Annotated in this window: 22 protein-coding genes and 1 pseudogene; 6 read left to right on the forward strand and 17 right to left on the reverse strand. The window is 64.3% G+C overall.

The window, feature by feature from the left end; genetic code table 11:
• Positions 1-26: 26 nt before the first annotated feature.
• From QN239_RS26775 to rpsJ, 15 genes are all read right to left on the reverse strand, one after another.
• Entirely contained in the window at positions 27-1,658 is a 1,632-nt protein-coding gene (locus tag QN239_RS26775) for an ArnT family glycosyltransferase (RefSeq protein ID WP_499016979.1), read from the reverse strand.
• A gap of 50 nt (positions 1,659-1,708) precedes the next feature.
• Positions 1,709-3,178, reverse strand: a complete 1,470-nt coding sequence (locus QN239_RS26780; protein WP_499016980.1) for a glycosyltransferase — start codon at positions 3,176-3,178, stop codon at positions 1,709-1,711.
• 8 nt (positions 3,179-3,186) lie between these two features.
• Positions 3,187-4,707 (reverse strand): hypothetical protein, encoded by a 1,521-nt coding sequence (locus tag QN239_RS26785; RefSeq protein ID WP_499014945.1) that lies wholly within the window; start codon positions 4,705-4,707, stop codon positions 3,187-3,189.
• Between the two features lies 1 nt (position 4,708).
• Positions 4,709-6,652, reverse strand: a complete 1,944-nt coding sequence (locus QN239_RS26790; protein ID WP_499014947.1) for a hypothetical protein — start codon at positions 6,650-6,652, stop codon at positions 4,709-4,711.
• Positions 6,653-7,121: 469 nt separating this feature from the next.
• On the reverse strand, positions 7,122-7,430 hold the full coding sequence (rpsQ, locus tag QN239_RS26795; RefSeq protein ID WP_090359880.1) for a 30S ribosomal protein S17: 309 nt from the start codon (positions 7,428-7,430) through the stop codon (positions 7,122-7,124).
• A 1-nt stretch (position 7,431) separates the two neighbouring features.
• Positions 7,432-7,665 carry a 50S ribosomal protein L29 gene (gene rpmC, locus QN239_RS26800; protein WP_090359883.1) on the reverse strand — a complete coding sequence of 78 codons (234 nt, stop codon included), beginning with the start codon at positions 7,663-7,665 and terminating at the stop codon, positions 7,432-7,434.
• Entirely contained in the window at positions 7,665-8,081 is a 417-nt protein-coding gene (rplP, locus tag QN239_RS26805) for a 50S ribosomal protein L16 (protein WP_090359885.1), read from the reverse strand. The genes rpmC and rplP overlap by 1 nt, the downstream gene beginning before the upstream one ends.
• Positions 8,082-8,083: 2 nt before the next feature.
• Positions 8,084-8,914 (reverse strand): 30S ribosomal protein S3, encoded by an 831-nt coding sequence (rpsC, locus tag QN239_RS26810; protein ID WP_090359888.1) that lies wholly within the window; start codon positions 8,912-8,914, stop codon positions 8,084-8,086.
• Positions 8,914-9,402 (reverse strand): 50S ribosomal protein L22, encoded by a 489-nt coding sequence (gene rplV, locus QN239_RS26815; RefSeq protein ID WP_499014949.1) that lies wholly within the window; start codon positions 9,400-9,402, stop codon positions 8,914-8,916. Before rplV ends, rpsC begins: the two co-directional genes overlap by 1 nt.
• On the reverse strand, positions 9,402-9,683 hold the full coding sequence (rpsS, locus tag QN239_RS26820; RefSeq protein WP_010908582.1) for a 30S ribosomal protein S19: 282 nt from the start codon (positions 9,681-9,683) through the stop codon (positions 9,402-9,404). Before rpsS ends, rplV begins: the two co-directional genes overlap by 1 nt.
• 12 nt (positions 9,684-9,695) lie before the next feature.
• Positions 9,696-10,535, reverse strand: a complete 840-nt coding sequence (rplB, locus tag QN239_RS26825) for a 50S ribosomal protein L2 (RefSeq protein ID WP_090359890.1) — start codon at positions 10,533-10,535, stop codon at positions 9,696-9,698.
• Positions 10,536-10,564: 29 nt separating this feature from the next.
• Entirely contained in the window at positions 10,565-10,867 is a 303-nt protein-coding gene (rplW, locus tag QN239_RS26830; protein WP_090359892.1) for a 50S ribosomal protein L23, read from the reverse strand.
• Positions 10,867-11,526, reverse strand: a complete 660-nt coding sequence (rplD, locus tag QN239_RS26835) for a 50S ribosomal protein L4 (protein WP_090359895.1) — start codon at positions 11,524-11,526, stop codon at positions 10,867-10,869. The genes rplW and rplD overlap by 1 nt, the downstream gene beginning before the upstream one ends.
• Positions 11,526-12,179: a 50S ribosomal protein L3 gene (gene rplC / locus QN239_RS26840; protein ID WP_090359900.1), complete on the reverse strand. Its 654-nt coding sequence runs from the start codon at positions 12,177-12,179 to the stop codon at positions 11,526-11,528. Before rplC ends, rplD begins: the two co-directional genes overlap by 1 nt.
• A gap of 14 nt (positions 12,180-12,193) precedes the next feature.
• Positions 12,194-12,499: a 30S ribosomal protein S10 gene (gene rpsJ, locus QN239_RS26845; RefSeq protein WP_003883485.1), complete on the reverse strand. Its 306-nt coding sequence runs from the start codon at positions 12,497-12,499 to the stop codon at positions 12,194-12,196.
• A 445-nt stretch (positions 12,500-12,944) separates the two neighbouring features.
• On the opposite strand from rpsJ, the pseudogene QN239_RS26850 reads away from it, so the two are divergent.
• The 6 genes and pseudogenes from QN239_RS26850 to QN239_RS26875 form a co-directional block, all read left to right on the forward strand.
• A pseudogene (locus QN239_RS26850) lies at positions 12,945-13,124 on the forward strand (DUF4442 domain-containing protein); the annotation flags it as partial.
• Between the two features lie 46 nt (positions 13,125-13,170).
• The gene (locus QN239_RS26855; RefSeq protein ID WP_499017039.1) at positions 13,171-13,479 is read left to right on the forward strand and encodes a hypothetical protein; all 309 of its coding nucleotides are present in this window, start codon (positions 13,171-13,173) and stop codon (positions 13,477-13,479) included.
• A 46-nt stretch (positions 13,480-13,525) separates the two neighbouring features.
• Entirely contained in the window at positions 13,526-13,930 is a 405-nt protein-coding gene (locus QN239_RS26860; protein WP_499014951.1) for a hypothetical protein, read from the forward strand.
• Entirely contained in the window at positions 13,931-14,089 is a 159-nt protein-coding gene (locus QN239_RS26865; protein ID WP_499014953.1) for a hypothetical protein, read from the forward strand. It begins immediately after the preceding gene.
• Positions 14,090-14,180: 91 nt separating this feature from the next.
• A complete protein-coding gene (locus tag QN239_RS26870) occupies positions 14,181-14,303 on the forward strand; it encodes a hypothetical protein (protein ID WP_499014955.1) in 123 nt (40 codons plus the stop codon).
• A gap of 83 nt (positions 14,304-14,386) precedes the next feature.
• Positions 14,387-15,346 (forward strand): hypothetical protein, encoded by a 960-nt coding sequence (locus tag QN239_RS26875; RefSeq protein ID WP_499014957.1) that lies wholly within the window; start codon positions 14,387-14,389, stop codon positions 15,344-15,346.
• Position 15,347: 1 nt separating this feature from the next.
• Here QN239_RS26875 and QN239_RS26880 read toward each other — a convergent pair whose 3' ends face one another.
• Together QN239_RS26880 and QN239_RS26885 are read right to left on the reverse strand one after the other, a co-directional pair.
• Entirely contained in the window at positions 15,348-15,692 is a 345-nt protein-coding gene (locus tag QN239_RS26880; RefSeq protein ID WP_499014959.1) for a hypothetical protein, read from the reverse strand.
• Positions 15,689-16,285 carry a hypothetical protein gene (locus tag QN239_RS26885; RefSeq protein ID WP_499014961.1) on the reverse strand — a complete coding sequence of 199 codons (597 nt, stop codon included), beginning with the start codon at positions 16,283-16,285 and terminating at the stop codon, positions 15,689-15,691. Before QN239_RS26885 ends, QN239_RS26880 begins: the two co-directional genes overlap by 4 nt.
• Between the last annotated feature and the right edge of the window lie 104 nt (positions 16,286-16,389).

Here is a 16,389-nt window from a genome sequence, read left to right on the forward strand (position 1 = left end):
CGTCGAACACGCCGTTCCGGCCTCCGTCAGGCCATCGGATTCACCGGATCGCGCACCCGGTACAGCCGCCAATCCGGTTGGCTGTCGCCGTCGTTGGGAATCTCCAGTTCCAACGTGGCGACATCGGATCCGGTGTCGTACAGCGTCGGGTAGCGCTGATTCAGGGCATCGGAGGCCCCTCGCCCGCTGGGCGGAACCGACAGCAGGTACTTGATCTCGTGTGTGGACGGGTCGTTGAGCAACTCGACGAAGTCCGGGTCAGAGGGCACGACGAAAATCCGCGGATTCTCGGAGGCCACGACGACCGCGAACCCGTACACGGTGTCGGTGATCACCGAACTGTCCGGCAGATCCAGACTGTCCAGGTACTTCGCGATCTCACGCTCCGTCGAGAACGTCGCGACGATGCGCCGTTCGACGGCCTTCTGCGGACTGACCGAGTTGGGGTCCGGGCTCAGCACCGTGCCCAGCGCGTATTCCTGCGGTGCATAGTGCGGGGACATCATCCCCCGGCCGGCGACCGGCACCGCCACCGCGGCCAGCATCGCCACTGCCACATAACCGACCCTCGACCTATGCGGTGCGGCCGTGTCGGTTGGCGGCGCGTGCCGCCCACGCCGTGTGGGTTCGGCAAGTCCGCCCTCCGGCACCGCGAGCAGCGCCAGCGTCGACGCCAACGGGATTGCGGCAATGTAGAAACGCATGAACGGGAACGTCGCCCCCGTGGCGAAGGCGTAGGTCTGGAATGCGAGCACCGCCCCGTACATCAGTACGGGCACCGCCAGCACTCCGCGATGCGGGCCGCGCCTGCGCGCCACGCCCGCCCACAGTGCGATCGGCAACAAGGTCGGTGCCAGCAGGGTGATGCACACCGCGGCGAACGCCAGACCTCCGGTGAAACTGGTGGCAGCGGCCCCGCCGGACTGTTTCAAGATCGCCGAGTTTCCGTATTGGGAGCTGAACTGACCGAAGGCGTCACCGGTGATCAGCCAACTGGTCGCGGCCCAGCCGACGAAGGCCGCGGCGCCCGGCAGGCTGACCAGCAACAGGTCGAGCAGAGCGCGCCGGATGCGCGGTGCCTCCCGTGCGCGCAGGTATGTCGTCGCCCCCACGAGCACGCCGGCGGCCGCCACGGTGCCCACCGCGTCGTAACGAGTCAGATAGGCCAAGCCCAACGCGATACCGCCCGCTGCCACCAGATGATGCACATCGTCATCGGTCATCCAGAGGATGAGACGGCGGACCGCCCAGGTCAGAAAGAAGAGGAAGGGCGCCTCGCTCATCCCGTTGGATCCGTAGAACATGATCATCGGATTGAGGGCGAACAGCGCGGTGATCGTGAGGGTATAGGCCCGCGGCAGGCCGCGGTCGCTGCCGGTGGCGAAGATCTGTACCACCGCGCCGGCCATGAACACCGCGGACATGACGCTGCCCGCAAACCCTCGCGCCGTCAGATCCGGGAAGAACGGCGACAGCAACATGACCGGGACCTCGAGCATCGCGGTGAGAGGTGTGAAGATGAACCCGATCGCGGCCAGATGCGGATCACGACTGTAGAGCACGCTTTCCGAGGCCTGCACGCGTGACAGCGCGTCTCCGAGGATGAACCCGTTGTGCACCTGCAGCCAATACCCGACGGCCAGGTACGCCACCAACATCGTCAGGTAGGCCAGCCACTTACACTTCCGGTCAGAGAGCACCCGTGCAGTCACGTCGTCGTGTCCCCACCGTCACTCGGTTTGGCCGAGAGGCCGTGGAACGTCTTCTCCCAGTAGGACGGATTGCGGATGATCTGGTACACGCCCTTGGCCGCGGCGATGCTCATCATCAGCCAGAACGCGGGCACCGTCAGCGCCGCCAGCAGCAGGTCCGAGCGATCGTCTTCACGCAACGCGATGAGGTTCATGTAGATCGTCGCTGCGTTACCGAACACCAACGCGATCAGGGCCGGGAAGTAGACGAGCGGCGGGAACACCGCACCCACGACTTCCGGCTGGCCCAAGAACCACAGCACGGTGATGAGCCAGAAGACCAGATTGAGCACGGCGATGATCGGGGTTCCGGCCAGCACCAGGTTGAACCGCAGAAAGCTGCGCGGCCCAAGCACCCGATAGAGCTGTAGTGGATTACGGATGTGCACGAGCCAGGTTTGCAGATAACCCTTGTACCAACGGGATCGCTGTCTGATCCAGTTGATCGGATCCGAGTTCGCCTCTTCCTGCGTTGCCGAATCGATCACCGCGGTGTGATAGCCCGACGCGTCGATACGCAGACCGAGGTCCGCGTCCTCGGTGACATTGAACGGGTCCCACGCACCGATCTCGTCGAGGACTTCACGGCGCAGATGATTGGAGGTTCCCCCGAGGGGAATCGGCGATGTGCTCCGCATCATCCCGGGTAGCAGATAGCCGAACCACAGTCCGTATTCGGCCGTGAACCATCCCGTGAGGATGTTCTGGTGGCCGTTATGATACTCCAATTTCGCTTGGACACAGGCGATATCATCCGGCAACGAAGCAAATGCCGCGACGACGCGGCGCAGTTGCAGCGGTTCCGGCAGGTCCTCGGCGTCATAGATCGTCACGATGCTGCCGGTCGCGAAACACAGCCCGTAATTGCACGCTTTGGGCTTGGTCCGCGGATCCGCCGGCGGGACCAGCAGGATCGTGATGACCTCGGATTCACCGCATGCCCGGGCGGCGGTGATGGTGACATCGTCGTCCTCCTCAAGGAGCAGCAGCACCTGCAGCTTGTGCTCCGGGTACTCAATCGCAGACATCGCACCGATCAGATCGCCGACGACCTCGGGCTCGTTATAGGCAGGCACCAGAATCGTGTAACGCGGAAGGTCTTCGTCGGGGATGGCACGGGCTTGCTCATCGGTGATGGTGATCGGCTTCGACGCCAGACCCTCTCGGAAGATCAGAATCCGGTCGGTCATGGTGAGTACATATCCGAAGGTGCACAGCCCGATCAGCGCCACCGCGGTCTGCATCGGAAGCACGATGGCGAATATCAGCGTCACGCCGACGGCGGTGAGTAGCGTCGGTTTCTGCCAACCCCACACCGCACGCGAGGCCGACTGCATCGGATGTTCGTCGCGTAGACCGTTGATCGCCCGGTCCAGCGCGAACCGTCGATGCTCCTCGGTCAACCCGATATCGACCGGGAACGGCATCTGCAGCGTCACGGATCCACCCCCAGCGGTTCCAATTCGGCGCGCACCAGCGCGTGCCCGAATTCGGTGAGCAGATCGTCGTCCTTGACGTTCGGATCGTCGTCGGCGGTGGCGGAATTCCCGCGGAACAACACCGTGAACATCGAGTTCAGCGTCGGGACCAGACCGCCGGTCGGCTGCGGGAACGGTGCCCAGTCCTCGTGGTTGTCCACCGCGATGGCGAGCACCCGGCGGCCCACGGTCCCGTTGGTCCATGTCCACTGCAGGCCGTCCCAACTCACCAGGATCTTGTCGTCGACCACCGAGAACAGGTCGGCCCCGGTGCCGTACCCGAGATCTACCGGGCGAATGCCGCTGAGCCGGATACCGTTGATCCGGTACATCATTCGGGTGGGATAGACATTCAACGAGAACGGCCGGAGCGTGGTGATGCTGTCGACCATCACGGTGCGCGGCCGGGAGAACTTGTCGTAGTGCGGGTTGCCTCGATCCGCGACCATCTTCTGTCTGGTGAGCACCGCGCCGCGGCCGTAGTACCGGGCGACCCAGGTATAGCGCTGGCTCTCCAAGATCCGCCAGCCCGGCGGCGCCTTCATCGGCGCCGAGAAATCCATCTTGTCGACCCGAGCCGGAGGGGCGAGACCGATCTCTGGCAATCGGACAAGGGACAGCAGGACCGCGATGACGAGTACCAACGGCACCGCCGACCAGATCTGGCGGGCGGCAAGAGGTTCCAGTTTGCGGTCGAGTACCCGCTTCGGTTCTCCACGCCGAGCGGCCAGGAACATCAACGAGCCCACCACACAGATGGACGTGAGCGCGGGAACGTACTGATACTGCCTCAGACTTGCATTGGGCAGGAAAACCGCCATGAAACCCAGCATCAGCAGACCGACCAGCCAAGCCAGATTGGAGCCCACCATCGCACGACTGACGCGTCGCCCGACAGCCGTCGCGGTGGCCGTCGCGGCGATCATCATCGTCCCCACGCCGGCGGCAACCCGATTGCCGCCCAACAGGATCACGGTCAGGTAGTACGGGAGCGGGAACACCATGAACAGCACCAGCCACGCCCAGCCGAATCGGATGACAGGCCGCAAACCGAACATCGCCACACTCGCGCTGACGACGAACAGCCACATCGCCACCAGATCCAGCCGTAGGAGATGGAAGTACAGGCCGTAGCGCTGTAGCAGGACGCCGTGTACCAGCAGCGCCATCACCAGACCCATCGTCGCGACGATGATGTCCGTCTGACGATCGTGGATGGGCAGCTCGGTGCGGTGTCGCCGCGCAATCCCGACGGCCGCCAGCGCCGCCGCGATCGGGACGATCCACACGTATCCGCCGAAACCACCGCCGGCGGTTGTCGCCCACGCACTCGCGATGGTGCGGTGGAATGCCACGACCGTCAGGATCGCGATGAACCCCCACCGCAGGATCATCCGCGTCACCGGATGCAGGTTCTCCACCGACCGATTCCGGGGGGTCCATCTGGGCCGTTCGGAGGTGTCGCCGGCTGCGGTCATCTCAGCCGTCCTTGATGCGGCGCCGCTCCCGGATCCGCAACCAGACCGTCAACGCCGACCCGAGGACCAGCCCCACCCCACCCATCCACCACCAGATGACCCCGGAGGACGTGTTGGTCGACGCGGGCTCAGCCGTCGGCTGTGGGGCAGTCACCGTGACGGGAGGGCGACCGGCGGTCGAGACCAGGGCGATGCCGTCGACGATGGACCACCGGCGTTCGTCGGCCCCCAACCACGTCAACAGCTCGTCCAGTTGCGCGGGCGCCCCGTTCGACGTCGCCACCAGCACCGTACGGCGACCGTCGTAAACCACTTGCAGCGAGGCGAATTTGAGCGCAGGCTCCAGTGTCAGCGTCGTCGCCTTGCCGTCGTCGTCGTAGACGTTCGCGGTCATCGGTACGGCATCCGGCACCGAGACGGGCAACGTGACCGCAGGATCGGTCCACCCCTGTGGGGAGATCAGGACAGCGGGATTCGTGGATGTGACGGCCTCTGCCAGGGGTACCACCGAGGTGTTGATCGGCAGTGCACTCAGCCGCTGCAAGCCGGTCATGATCCGCACCGCCCGTACGGTGTCGGCGAACCGGTCGCCGCCGATCCCGATCAACACCCGCGGCATCAAAGCCTGCGGTAGTGACTGGAATCCGACCGGCACGGGCGGCTGCGCCGCCTCGCTGCGCACCGCGCTCTCCCCGTCGATGGTCAGCGTGATGGGCTGGAACTCTCCACACCGGCCGGTGTTGCCGGAAATACTCACCTGCACGGCCAGTGTCGTATACCGCCGTAGTAGCCGATCGGGGACATCCACCCAACGATCGATCGTGCCACTGGCGTCGGCAGGCCACCTGGCGACCGTCTCTCCGCCGATGGTGGCGACCAATTGCCCACCGATGCTGTTCGGAAGCGGTGTGTAGGAGCCCTGCAGATGCACTCTGATGTTGTGGGCCGCCCGCCCCAATCGGGTCTGATCCAGCGCGATCCCGACCTGCGGGTTGAGGGCGACGGCGTTCACGCCCGGTTGGCCCAGCTTACGGATCGTGGTCTCGTTGCCTGGCAACTGTGGAGCGGAATCCAGGGGCCCGACAACCGCTTTCGATGCCACCGTGTACTTGGCGAGGCCACTGGTGAGCAGTCTTGCCTGATTCGTGAGCACGGCGGCTGGGCCTGTGACGAGCAAGGCGGGCATCCCACCACCGGGATACAGCGACACGCCTGCATCGGGTCCCTCGGCGACCACGATGTGGCGCTCGAGCGGGCTTGCCGAACCGGGTGGCTGCGCGGCCGGCGCAGGCAGCGGCGCCACTTCCACCGTCGGGTTCTGCTTTCCGTAGTGCGCGGTGATCGCGGTGGCCAATTGCACGACGGCGTTCGCTTCGGTTTGGGACGGCCGCCGGCCGGTATAGATCACCAGTTTCCGCAGGATCGGCGGCAGGAAGTCCGCCACCACGTCCGGAACCTGCTCCCGCCCGGCGTAACTCAGCGAGACGTCGGTCAGTCGTAACGGATTGGTGGGATCGAGGCAGTACCCGTCGAGCGGCAGCAGGTAGCTGCGCACCAGCAGCGATATCGCGTTGTCGACCACCTGCACCCCGGCCAGGGGGATGACGACGGGCCCACGCTGCGCCGGTATATCGGCCTGAGCGATCACCCGGTTGTCCTGGCTGACCGTGATCGTCGCGCTGCGCACGTTCACCGGCAACTGCGCCGTGAGGTTCAACGTCGACGGCACCATCCCGGCCGGAACCGGGACCGTCAGGGTCGCGGTGCCCACTTGGCCGTACAGCAACAGATCGGGATCAAGACCCAGAGTGGCCAGGGCGAGCGTGGGCGAATCTGCCAACCACGGCTGATCCGGAGCTGCGTGTGCCACCTGCACACCCGGCACCATCAGCGTCGCCACGACGACAATCAGTACCGCGATTACCGACCGCAATCTCTCGACCATCAGGGCAAACCATATTCGTTACGCCTGCAGGTAGTAGACGAGTGGCGAAATTGTTATCCGCCGATTTCCGCCATCGCGGGAAAGCCACACGCCAAAAGCCACATCGGCGAATTGACGAGATGATCAAAGAAATAACCAAACCAATTCATCCGATTTGGCAGAAAGATTGCCCAGCAAGCACTCTCACCGGTAGGCCGAGTGGTTTTCGCCCCATAACGATCGAGACAGCAACGTCCCATTCCACAGCGTCACCGACTGCCGGCGACATCCCCGTCGATCGGCAACCGCGGCAACAGGATCAGCGTGTCGGGCACGGGCAGTCAGTCGAGTCGTCACGAGTGACGCCGCTTTCCGCACCAGGGCGCTCACCCGTCGGCGATCACGACCCTGGCGCAGAAACCGCGAAAGTACCCGCCCCCACCTACGCAAAAACCCCCGCCATCAGGCGGGGGTTTTCACTCATGCGGTCTTACTTGGCGCGCTCGAGCACCTCGACCAGCCGCCACCGCTTGGTGGCCGACAACGGTCGGGTCTCCATCAGCGAGACGCGGTCGCCGACACCGGCTACGCCGTTCTCGTCGTGCGCCTTGACCTTCGTGGTGGTCCGGATGATCTTGCCGTAGAGCGGGTGGCTCTTGCGAGATTCCAGCTCGACCACGATGGTCTTCTGCATCTTGTCGCTGACCACGTAACCGATGGCCGTCTTACGACGGCCACGCGTCGTCTCGGTGGCCGGCGTGTGGTTGGGGCCTGCTTCTTTCGCAGTCTTCTCTGCCATTTTACGAATCCTCACCAACGGGTCCGGAGGCCAGACCCAATTCACGTTCACGCAGCACGGTGTAGACCCGTGCGATCTCCTGGCGGACGACACGCAGCCGCCGGTTGTTGGCGAGCTGTCCGGTCGCCATCTGGAAGCGCAGGTTGAACAGCTCTTCCTTCGACTCGCGCACACGAGTGGTGAGCTCTTCGTCGGTCAGCTCACGCAGTTCGCCGGGCGAAATTCCCACTGCCATCAGAACTGCTCCTCTCGTGTCACGATGCGTGCCTTGATCGGCAGCTTGTGGATTGCGCGGGTGAGCGCTTCCTTGGCGATCTTCTCGTCCGGGAAGCTGATCTCGAACAGCACGCGGCCGGGCTTGACGTTGGCCACCCACCACTCCGGCGAACCCTTACCCGAACCCATGCGGGTTTCGGCGGGCTTCTTGGTCAGCGGGCGGTCCGGGAAGATGTTGATCCACACCTTGCCGCCACGCTTGATGTGCCGGTTGATGGCGATACGAGCGGACTCGATCTGCCGGTTGGTGATGTAGGCGTGCTCCAGTGCCTGGATGCCATAGTCGCCGAAGCTGACCGAGGTGCCGCCGCTGGCGATGCCACGCTGCTCCGGGTGGTGCTGCTTGCGGTGCTTGACCCTGCGGGGAATCAACATGATTAGTTCTCCGTGCTCTCGGCGGTTGCCTCGACAGCAGCGTCAGCGGTCGGCGCGGCTGTGTCGTCACCGCTCGCGGCGCGTCCGGCGTCGGTGCTCGTCGCCGTGGTACCCGATGCACCGCTGCGGCGCGGACGAGTACCCGACGGACGATCCCGGCGCGGACGGTCTGCGGCGGGCGCGGCGGCGGTCAGCTCGCGCTTGCCACCGACGATGTCACCCTTGTAGATCCAGACCTTCACACCGATGCGGCCGAAGGTGGTCTTCGCCTCGTAGAGGCCGTAGTCGATATCCGCGCGCAGCGTGTGCAGCGGGACGCGACCTTCGCGGTAGAACTCCGAGCGGCTCATCTCAGCACCGCCGAGGCGGCCCGAGCACTGCACCCGGATGCCCTTGACGTTGGGCTGCCGCATCGCCGACTGGATCGCCTTGCGCATCGCGCGGCGGAACGCCACACGGTTGCTCAGCTGCTCGGCGACACCCTGGGCCACCAGCTGTGCCACCGACTCGGGGTTCTTCACCTCGAGGATGTTCAGCTGCACCTGCTTCTTGGTGAGCTTCTCCAGGTCGGTGCGGATGCGGTCGGCCTCCGTGCCGCGGCGGCCGATCACGATGCCCGGACGCGCGGTGTGGATGTCAACGCGAACCCGGTCCCGGGTGCGCTCGATCTCCACGTCGGCGATGCCGGCGCGCTCGAGGCCGGTGGCCAGCAGACGACGGATCGCGACGTCTTCCTTCACGTAATCCGAGTACTGCTTGTCGGCGTACCACCGGGACTTCCAATCGGTGGTGATACCGAGGCGGAAGCCGTGCGGATTGATCTTCTGGCCCACTACTCCGAGCCCTCCTTCGCTTCTGCGGAAGCCTTGGTTTTGGTCGAAGCGGCCTTGCTGCCCTGGGCACGACGGCTGCGCGCTGTGGAACCGGCAGAACCCTTCTCGCTGCCGTTCCGCGGCGGACGGCTCTCCACGATCACGGTGATGTGGCTGGTGCGCTTACGGATCCGGAACGCACGCCCCTGGGCGCGCGGACGGATGCGCTTGGCGGTCGGGCCACCGTCGGCGTGAATGGTGGCGACCACCAGGGTCGCCGGGTCCAGCCCATTGTTGTTCTGCGCATTGGCGGCCGCACTGGCGATCACCTTGGCGACCGTCTCGCTGGCCTCCTGGGGAGCCCAGCGCAGGATGTCGAGCGCCTCGGCCACGGACTTGCCGCGAACCAGGTCGATGACCCGGCGTGCCTTGGTCGGCGACATGTGCACGAAACGTGCCACCGCCGTCGCGGACGGATAATCCGTGCCTGTTTTCAACGGAGTACTCATTACCGGCGCTTCGCCTTCCGGTCATCCTTGATGTGACCCTTGAACGTACGGGTGGGCGCGAACTCGCCCAGCTTGTGCCCGACCATCGCCTCGGTGACGAACACCGGCACGTGCTTGCGACCGTCGTGGACGGCGAAGGTGTGACCGATGAAGTCCGGGATGATGGTGGACCGGCGCGACCAGGTCTTGATGACCTGCTTGGTGTTCTTCTCGTTCTGGACGTCGACCTTCTTGAGCAGATGGTCGTCGACGAACGGGCCCTTCTTCAGGCTGCGTGGCATCGCTGGCTACTCCTAGCGCTTATTCTTGCCGGTGCGCCGGCGTCGGACGATGAGTTTGTCGCTCGCCTTGTTGGGCTTGCGGGTGCGGCCCTCGGGCTTGCCCCAGGGGCTCACCGGGTGACGACCACCGGACGTCTTACCCTCACCACCACCATGCGGGTGGTCGACCGGGTTCATCACGACACCACGGACAGTCGGGCGCTTGCCCTTCCACCGCATGCGGCCGGCCTTGCCCCAGTTGATGTTGGCCTGCTCGGCGTTGCCCACCTCGCCGACGGTGGCGCGGCAGCGCACGTCGACGCGACGGATTTCACCGGACGGCATACGCAGCGACGCGTAGGTGCCTTCCTTGCCCAGCAGCTGGATGCTGACGCCGGCCGAGCGGGCCAGCTTGGCACCGCCGCCGGGCCGCAGCTCCACAGCGTGGATGACGGTACCGGCCGGGATGTTGCGCAGCGGCAGGTTGTTACCCGGCTTGATATCGGCGTTGGGGCCCTGCTCGATGACATCGCCCTGCTTCAGACCCTGCGGCGCGATGATGTAGCGCTTCTCGCCGTCGAGGAAGTGGAGCAGCGCGATGTTCGCGGTGCGGTTCGGGTCGTACTCGATGTGAGCGACCTTGGCGTTGACGCCGTCCTTGTCATGGCGACGGAAGTCGATGACGCGGTAGGCGCGCTTGTGGCCGCCACCCTTGTGCCGAGTCGTGATACGGCCGTGGGCGTTACGTCCACCGGTGCTGTGCAGCGGGCGGATCAGCGACTTCTCCGGAGTCGAACGAGTGATCTCGGCGAAGTCGGAGACGCTCGAACCGCGACGACCGGGGGTCGTCGGCTTGTACTTGCGAATTGCCATTATCAGTTAATCCCTTAACTCCCGGCCGGTCAGGCCGGTGCTCCGAAGAGGTCGATCGGCTTGCTGCCCGGCGCCAGGGTCACGATCGCGCGCTTGGTGCTCTTGCGCTGGCCGTAGCCGGTGCGGGTGCGCTTGCGCTTGCCCTGCCGGTTGGCGGTGTTCACCGAGTCGACCTTGACGGAGAAGATCTTCTCGACGGCGATCTTGATCTGCGTCTTGTTCGAATCCGGGTGCACCACAAACGTGTACACGTTGCCCTCGATCAGTCCGTAGGACTTCTCCGAGATGACCGGGGCCAGGATGATGTCGCGGGGGTCGGTAATCGTTGCCATCAGACCGACGCTCCTTCTTTTTGGTCCTTCGTGTTCGCGGCGATGTACGCGTTGAGCGCCTCGACGCTGAACACGATGTCATCGGCGCGGAGCACGTCGTAGGTGTTCAGCTGGTCGGCCGAGAGCACGTGCACCCCGGGGAGGTTGCGCACGCTCTTGGCACCGACCTCGTCGGCGCGGCCGATGACCACCAGCACGCGCTTGCGGTCGGTCAGCTTGCCCAGGAAACCCTTGGCGCTCTTCGTGGACGGGACCTGGCCGGCCACCAGTTCGGTGACGGCGTGGATCCGCTCGTTGCGCGCCCGGTCCGACAGCGCCCCGCGCAGGGCGGCGGCGATCATCTTCTTCGGGGTGCGCTGGCTGTAGTCACGCGGCTTCGGCGCATGCACTGCGCCACCACCGGTGAACTGCGGCGCACGAGTCGAGCCCTGGCGCGCGCGGCCGGTGCCCTTCTGGCGGTACGGCTTCTTGCCACCACCGGACACCTCGGCGCGAGTCTTGGCCGAATGCGTGCCCTGGCGGGCGGCAGCCAGCTGCGCGTTGACCACCTGGTGCAGCAGCGCGATGTTGGCTTCGGCGTCGAACAGGGCAGCCGGCAGTTCCACGGAACCATCCAGCTTGCCGTCCGGGGTATGAACGTCAATCTTCAAAGAAGTCATTACTTCTCACCTCGTTTGATCGCGGTGCGAACCACGACCAGTCCACCGTTGCGCCCGGGAACTGCGCCCTTGATCAACAGCACGCCGTTCTCGGCGTCGACCTTGTGCACCTTCAGGTTCTGGGTGGTGATGCGGTCACTACCCATGCGGCCCGACATGCGGGTGCCCTTGAAGACGCGGCCCGGGGTGGCGCAGCCACCGATCGAGCCGGGACGACGGTGCACAGCCTGCGCACCGTGCGAAGCACCCTGGCCCTTGAAACCGTGGCGCTTCATGGTGCCGGCGAAGCCCTTGCCCTTACTGGTGCCGGTCACGTCGACATATGCACCGTCGGCGAAGATCTCGGCGGTCAGCTCCTGGCCGACCTCGTACTCGGCGGCGGCGGCTTCGTTCTCCAGGCGCAGCTCCGCCAGGTGCCGGCGCGGGTTGACCCCGGCGGCGGCGAACTGGCCGGCGACCGGCTTGTTGACCTTGCGCGGGCTGATCTCGCCGTAGGCGAGCTGCACGGCGCTGTAACCGTCACGCTCGGTGGTGCGGATGCGGGTCACCACGTTGGGGCCGGCCTTGACGACCGTCACCGGGACGACTTTGTTGTTCTCGTCGAACACCTGCGTCATGCCCAGCTTGGTGCCCAAAATGCCTTTTCTAGCCATTTTTCTCGGGTCTCCTACTGGATGTTGACGTCGACACTCGCCGGGAGATCGATGCGCATCAAGGCGTCAACGGTCTTCGGCGTCGGGTCGAGGATGTCGATAAGGCGCTTGTGGGTACGCATTTCGAAATGCTCCCGCGAGTCCTTGTACTTATGGGGAGACCGGATAACGCAATACACGTTCTTCTCGGTCGGCAGCGGCACCGGGCCGACCACGCTGGCGCCCGTACGGGTGACAGTCTCGACGATCTTTCGCGCCGAGGCGTCGATCGCCTCATGGTCGTAGGCCTTGAGCCTGATGCGGATCTTCTGTCCCGCCACGCTTCTCCTACCTCACTACTAACGGGCCCACGGTTGGGCCATGTTCGTTCCTGCTTGGTCTAGCGCGCCACGCACGAGTGCGCCGCGCTGGCTATGCCGCCGCTGTTTACCTGTCTCTGGTACACCGACCCCCGCGCTCGGGTGTGTCGCCCTTGCGCACACTCGTCCGCGTTCGAAATTTCGCTCGCGATCGAGGTGGGGACCGGACACGCCCGTGAGGACGCTGGTCGCATGCCCGACCAGGCGAACCCGGCTCAAGGCAACCCGAACAGTATGCCTCAGATCGGGGCGGCAGCCAAATTCCGGGCGGGCGGCCCCGCGCCATCTGCGATCGGGACAGTTCGGAGCACCGAGGCTGAGGCCGGGGAACCCCTCGCGGACCGAAATCATCCTGGCTTCAGCCTCGGTACCCGGCTATATCTTACTCCGAAGTAAGGTATCGCACATGCGGCCTCCGAGCTCGACCTATCGCGCATGGCAACAGCTGTCCCGGCGGCCCGGCGGCACCGTCTTGTTCTCCGCCGCGGCCATGATCCGCGTGCCGTACTTCGCCTCGGTGCTGCCGCACGTGCGGCGGATGGAGCCCGGCCTCGCCGAGGTGACGGTGCCCAAGTGGTTCTTCGTGAAGGATGTCGCAACTGATCACAGTCGCCCTTCGCGAAAGAGGTTCAATGACAAGCACTATTCCGACCGATGCCGTCACCCTGCGCGAGTGGGTTGCTAACGACGGGCCAACGTTCCGCTTGTTCACCGGGTCAAGCTGGGTCATCGATGCTGAACCTCAGCAGCATGCCGGCTGGGGGTTCGGCGGTCAGGACATCACCGTCACTATCTGTGGCGTCCAAGACGTGACCGGAATCAGCAGACGGTGGGTCGCACTCTCGGCACCCCAAGACGTACCCGTGGAGTCGGTGCCGTCACTAATTCAAGCCCTCACCGCCGCGCACGCAGAGGCGCAACGACTCAACGAGGGCGACTGATGAGGGCAACGTTCGCCGCATTGCTCGCCGCAGACCTCATGGCAATATGGGCATTTACGTCACCGTCAGTATTGGGGGTTTTGGGATGAGCGGCACGCCGCGAGTGCAATACGACTGGACGGCAGCCGAGACTGGCGGATTAGAAGCCGAGATTGACCCGATTCGGCTTGCGCTTGCGCAGCCATCTACCGAGTCCCCCGCCGAATGGTCGCTCACGGCTGAGCTGTTCGGCACGAAAGTGCGCCTACGGGATGTGAACGAAGACGGCGAGCCGTACGGAACGGAGATCTCCTTAGTCGGGACCGACATCGTTACCGGCGAACCGGCCGAATTGAACGTCCATGCCGAAAGCCTGGACAAGCTCATACACGCGCTGACAGCAGTACGCCTAGCGCTGAGCCAGCGGGGCGAGCTTTGGGCAACGGAACCCACAGACGAAAAGGAAAGCTGAATGAAAGAGATCAACTACACCGGTCCAGAGAACGGCGCCATCATCGCGCTGGTCGGCAAGCTAAATGAGTCGATCAGGCTGGGTGAATCCACCGAGGAGATCGTTCACCAGGCGGTAACGGACCTCTACAACCTGGTCGGACAAAGTCTGAACAAGTAACCCGCTGAACAAGGAACCACCCCCGGCAGCCCCTACGGCCGGGGGTGGTTTCGTCCGCAAAAGACCTCGACACCCGACGTACCGTAAAGGCATGACCGAAGAACGGGACGAGCCCGATCCCTTGGAGGGACCGCAGTCCCGCGATGAGTGGCTCAACGAGATCGCGGACCGCGTCGGTGAGGTAAGTCGCGAGCTGTACCGGCGCCTCAGTTAGTTGCCCGACTTCTCGAACCCCGCCACGGTTTACGTGAAACAGGAACGCAAACTTGTCGCACCAAGGCAGTAGCGTCTAGTTCCATGACGCTGGTTTTGGGTGCGGCCTGCCGGTACAAAATTTTTCATGCCAGTGACAGGCTGACAACGATAACGCCGACGCGCAAAAATCCCGACAAGGCGTGGGATATTCATTCCAATAAGACGGTGATTGTAGTTGGTTCCGGCTGTTGGTTGGTTATCGGCTACACCGGGCTTGCATACTTGGATGGCGTACCTACCGACGAATTTATTGCCAACGCAATAGCGGGTGGCGAGCTGGGCAGCGGAATAGGTATGTGGCATCCCGGTCGCCCCCTTCACTATCGTGAGATCTCCCGCAGTATCGAGGCGGCGATGCACGAGGCGTACGGCCGGTTGCCGGTCCAGGCGAGAAAATACCCCACCATTGTTTCCGCAGTCGGTTTGCAAAATCGGAAACACAAGACGCGTCCGGTCAGTTTTCATGCAGTGGTTTCTGCCGATGGTGTCGTGCACGAGGAACGCGCCCGCCGCGACATGCCGGTGCACGGATACGACCTTTACGAACCCCTCGGGAGTGCCAACGCGTCCGTATTCCATTGGATGCGCGCAAGGCTTCAAAGCGAAGGCGGGGAATCTCCCGAGGCATTTCGCGACATAATGATGGACGCGGTTGTTGAAACCGGCAAGATCTCCGATGTGGTCGGCGAGGACGTTATGGGCGTGATCCTTGAACCCTTAGACCGCAAGATCTCGGTACATTTTCGCTCTGCCACGCCTGACCGCCAACTAGCACTAGTTCAAGCCACACATCCAACACTTGAGGAACGCGCGAAAGTACCGACGGTGCCCACGCCATGGATACTCACCCCCGGAATGTTCTTTGCGCCCGCCATCGGCACCGGCGGCTGGCAGATGGACAGCGGTATCGAGATTGACCTGACCGGCTTTGATTACGAACCAACCCCCGGGCCAATGACAGCGTTTTGGGGAAAGCACCCGAGAAGGGCACAGCCCAAGTGACCTACGCGCTGACCCGCTTGCAAACAACCGTCACCTTGAACAGCTCCCCGACCAAGTTCGTGAACGGCTCCGGGCTACCCACAATCTCGTAGGTGATCCCGCCGGCCACAACCTCATCGTCGGCCTTCGCCGCCAGCACCGCCGCTACGGGCGGGACTGTCGCTCTCCAGGTGTCGGACACCACGTCGCCTAGATCAATCTTCTCGGCGGTAGTGAGTGGTCGGAAGTGGCACCCCCGCACATCGATGGACGTGCGGACCTCGGCCGGGTTGTTGTACCTGTCCGGGTTGGTCAGATCTTCGGTGACGGTGACGAACGTCAGTGTCTGCCGGCCGAACGGTCTCACGCTGCCACCACGATCCGGCGGAACGGCGCGATCATCGCCATCACGTCGGCATCGAGATCCTGGCTGACCGCCGCTACCCAACCGCGTTCGACGTCGTCGACCACCTCTTTGGTGAGCACGCCGGCCTCGTTGCGCCGGCTGTAGAACTTGCCGGCCTGAATGCGGGTGGCCAGTTTGATAGGTTCCGGTACTGCCGGCCAACCGAACTGGGCCGTCACCCGAATATCGTGCCAATTCACCGCAGACCCGTGCGCGAAGTCAATCCCGGTGTAGGGCCTGCCCGTCGCGGTGGCGTTGCGTGGCGTCAGCTTGAACCGCGTGAGCGTGCCAATCACGGTGCCGTCGTCGCCGATTGTCTCGACTGCGGTCGGCGCGCCGGCAAGGTCGTCAACCTCGATGTACCAGAGATCCCGGTACCGCTTCGGTTCGTAGATACGGCTTTCCGTATCCGTCAGGCCGAACTGGCGGTTTGTCGCCCGATCTATGGCCCTGCTTGCCGCTTCCACGGCCGAAGCCAGCTCAGTGTCGTTGTTCGGGACACTGAGCTGGCTAGCCAGTTCGTCAGCGGTTGCGTAGGCCGGCGCCCACGTCACTGTTCGCCGTGGCGAGCGGCGATCTCTGCTCGCACGGCTTCCAGTTCGGCGATCAGTTCGTCGCGGCGCTGGACGAGTTCAGCAATAGTCGCCCTCTTGGCAGT

The sequence above is a fragment of the Mycolicibacterium sp. Y3 genome (genome assembly GCF_051188035.1).
Classification (GTDB): domain Bacteria; phylum Actinomycetota; class Actinomycetes; order Mycobacteriales; family Mycobacteriaceae; genus Mycobacterium; species Mycobacterium fluoranthenivorans.